Consider the following 3,052-nt stretch of genomic DNA (forward strand, 5'->3'; position numbering starts at 1 on the left):
GTTATTCCCATTTCTTAAAATATTCCAAATCAATTCGATTGCAACTATTAATTGCCTAAGCGTGTACCTGTCATCTATATTGTGGAAAACTCAGAAATTGAATAAAATTACTTGCTATGTTTGTCCCTGATTAGTTACAAACAATCCAATATCAAAATTTTTGAAATTTGCAAACCAGAAAAAATCGATGAGACCACTCAGCTAATAAAAAAATTAGTTCATAAAGGCAGATTGCCAATTACTATACAAAGTTTTCAAATAATAGAAGAAGAACATAATACACCAATCAAATCAATGATTAATGAAAAGTCAGCAGAAGCAGGTTTAACCCTTATAGGTTTCAGAAAAGAATCCATTAAAAACGAGGGTAGTAAAATTTTTCATGGTTATGATAAACTGGCAAATGTTCTTTTTGTCAACTCATCAAAAACAATAGAAATAAACTAATAGATTTTTCCTGAATTTACAGATCAATTCCAATTAAAATGTGTATATTGAAACAATCAAGAGATCAAGCCCAAATAGACTTACAGGCTATTAATAATTTGCTAAAAAGTAGATGAAATTAACAATAGGGAGAAAAGACAAAGCAGATTTTCCAGAGCTTAAACTGACCAACATAAGTTGCAAGATTGACACAGGAGCCTTTACTTCAACCATCCACAGTCACGATATAAAAGAAATTATTATTGATGGTGAAAAATATATTGAGTTTCAACTATTAGACCCATCACATCCAAAGTATCGAGACGAAAAACTTAAAACTAAGAATTTTACGAAGAAAAATATTAAAAACTCTTTTGGTATTACGGAAGAGCGCTTCGTTATCAAAACGATTATTAAAATATTTGAAAACGAATATCCAATTGAACTATCTCTCAGCGAAAGAAGCGATATGAAAAACCCAATTTTAATTGGAAGAACATTATTGAATAACAGGTTTATTGTTGATACAGATCAATACAATTTATCATATAAATTGAAGCAACAAAAACGAAAAAATAAAAATAAATGAAAATAGCAGTATTATCAAGAAATGCAAATTTATACTCCACAAAAAGACTTATTGAAGCCGCTGTTGCAAAAGGGCATGAGGCAATAATTGTAGATCATTTGAAATGTACTATTGAACTTGAAAGGAAAAATCCTAAGATATATTATAAGGGTGAGTATTTGAATGATATCGATGCTGTAATACCTCGAATTGGAGCTTCAGTGACATTTTATGGAACAGCAGTAGTGCGCCAGTTTGAAATGATGAAAGTTTTTACAGCAGTTGAATCACAAGCGCTTGTCAGATCCCGAGATAAATTAAGAAGCTTACAAGTATTAGCTAGAGCAGGAGTTGGTTTACCTAAAACAGTTTTTACAAATTATGCCAAAGATGTTGATCATGTGATAGAATCAGTTGGCGGAGCACCATTGGTATTAAAGCTATTGGAAGGAACACAAGGATTAGGAGTTGTATTAGCAGAAACACATAACGCAGCTAACTCAGTTATTGAAGCTTTTAATGGTTTAAAGGCTAGGGTAATTGCACAACAATTTATCAAAGAATCAGGAGGTGCTGATATACGTGTATTCATTGTAGACGGTGTAGTTGTTGGTGCAATGAAACGACAGGGAAAAGAGGGTGAATTCAGATCTAATTTGCATAGGGGAGGAACTGCTTCACTCATAGAACTAACTGACGAAGAAGATACAACAGCTCTTAAAGCTGCCAAAGCCATGGGGCTTGGCATTGCAGGTGTTGATATGTTACAGTCTTCAAAAGGTCCAATGGTATTAGAAGTAAACTCATCTCCCGGTTTGGAAGGCATTGAGAAAGCAACAAAGAAAGACATTGCAAGAGAAATTATTAGATATATTGAAAGAAATGTCGAATAGTAAATTTGAAATTCTTGGCAAGGAAATTAAGAAAGGCGAACGAACCTTTTTAGAGTTGGAAGTAGCAAAACTTCATACTAGAAACAGTATGAAAATTACAATTATTGTAGAACGAGCAAAACTTGATGGACCAACCCTCCTTTTAATGGGTGGCGTTCATGGTGATGAAATAAATGGAGTTGCTATAGTCAGGGATATTATTCGTAAAAAACTCAACAAACCCAAATGTGGGACAATCATATGCATTCCTGTTTTCAATGTTTTTGGATACTTAAACCAGGAACGTAAATTTCCAGATGGTAGAGATTTAAACAGAATGTTTCCTGGATCAATAAATGGTTCTCTTGCCAGTCAGTTTGCCTATCAGTTTACCAAAGAAATTGCTCCATTGGTTGATTATGTTATTGACTTTCATACCGGAGGTTCTGAAAGATGGAATTATCCAAATGTAAGATGTGTTTTCAATCAAGAAAAATCGTTTGATCTTGCAAAAGTATTCGGCTCACCTTTCATTTTGAATTCGAATTATATTGCTAAATCAGTACGGGATACTATAAATAAGCTTGGTAAAACTATTTTGTTATATGAAGGTGGGAAATCATCAGATTTAGATGACAAGGTAATCGATTGTGGTGTTGAAGGGGCCTTAAATGTGATGAAATATTTAGGCATGCATGACGGAGAAATTAGTAAAAAGAACACGCCTGTATTAATCGAAAAATCGAAATGGTTACGCGCTCCTTTTTCAGGAATGTTTCAATTACTAATAGAAAACGGGACATGGGTTAGCGCGAAAACACTACTTGCTAAAATTACGGACCCCTATGGTGATTTCGAAAAGAAAGTGTATGCACCTTTCGATTGCTATATATTTAGTGTAAACACTGCACCTATCGTAAATAAGGGTGATGCAATCTTCCATATTAGTATTGAAACAATATAGTTAATTATTTAATGGAATATCAGAAATTTGATTTTTTGAAGAAATGACTAATTTTCAATATCATAAATGAAAAACACATATTTCAAGACCGTTGCATGGTAAATGTGGATAAACACGAGCAAAAAACGAATCCAAGAACCTGTTAATCAGCGCGATAGATTGTATATTTGTAGTATGAAATTACAAAAAGCCCTATCATTGGCAGACAGTATTTGCGATTTA

Annotated in this window: 4 protein-coding genes; all 4 read left to right on the forward strand. The window is 33.2% G+C overall.

The window, feature by feature from the left end; genetic code table 11:
• Positions 1-294 precede the first annotated feature (294 nt).
• The 4 genes from HOG71_13795 (at position 295) to HOG71_13810 (ending at position 2,830) form a co-directional block, all read left to right on the forward strand.
• Complete coding sequence (locus tag HOG71_13795; protein MBT5991918.1) at positions 295-447, forward strand: hypothetical protein; 153 nt, start codon at positions 295-297, stop codon at positions 445-447.
• A 112-nt stretch (positions 448-559) separates the two neighbouring features.
• A complete protein-coding gene (locus tag HOG71_13800; GenBank protein ID MBT5991919.1) occupies positions 560-1,015 on the forward strand; it encodes a peptidase in 456 nt (151 codons plus the stop codon).
• Entirely contained in the window at positions 1,012-1,887 is an 876-nt protein-coding gene (rimK, locus tag HOG71_13805) for a 30S ribosomal protein S6--L-glutamate ligase (GenBank protein MBT5991920.1), read from the forward strand. Before HOG71_13800 ends, rimK begins: the two co-directional genes overlap by 4 nt.
• Entirely contained in the window at positions 1,877-2,830 is a 954-nt protein-coding gene (locus HOG71_13810) for a succinylglutamate desuccinylase/aspartoacylase family protein (protein MBT5991921.1), read from the forward strand. The genes rimK and HOG71_13810 overlap by 11 nt, the downstream gene beginning before the upstream one ends.
• The last annotated feature ends 222 nt before the right edge of the window (positions 2,831-3,052 follow it).

Source organism: Bacteroidota bacterium (assembly GCA_018698135.1).
In the GTDB taxonomy this organism is placed as follows: Bacteria; Bacteroidota; Bacteroidia; order CAILMK01; family JAAYUY01; genus JABINZ01.

Bases quoted from the DNA above. Each gene is read 5' to 3' on its own strand.
- HOG71_13795 (MBT5991918.1), top strand. From the start codon at position 295: ATGATTAATGAAAAGTCAGCAGAAGCAGGTTTAACCCTTATAGGTTTC.
- HOG71_13800 (MBT5991919.1), top strand. From the start codon at position 560: ATGAAATTAACAATAGGGAGAAAAGACAAAGCAGATTTTCCAGAGCTT.
- rimK (MBT5991920.1), top strand. From the start codon at position 1,012: ATGAAAATAGCAGTATTATCAAGAAATGCAAATTTATACTCCACAAAA.
- HOG71_13810 (MBT5991921.1), top strand. From the start codon at position 1,877: ATGTCGAATAGTAAATTTGAAATTCTTGGCAAGGAAATTAAGAAAGGC.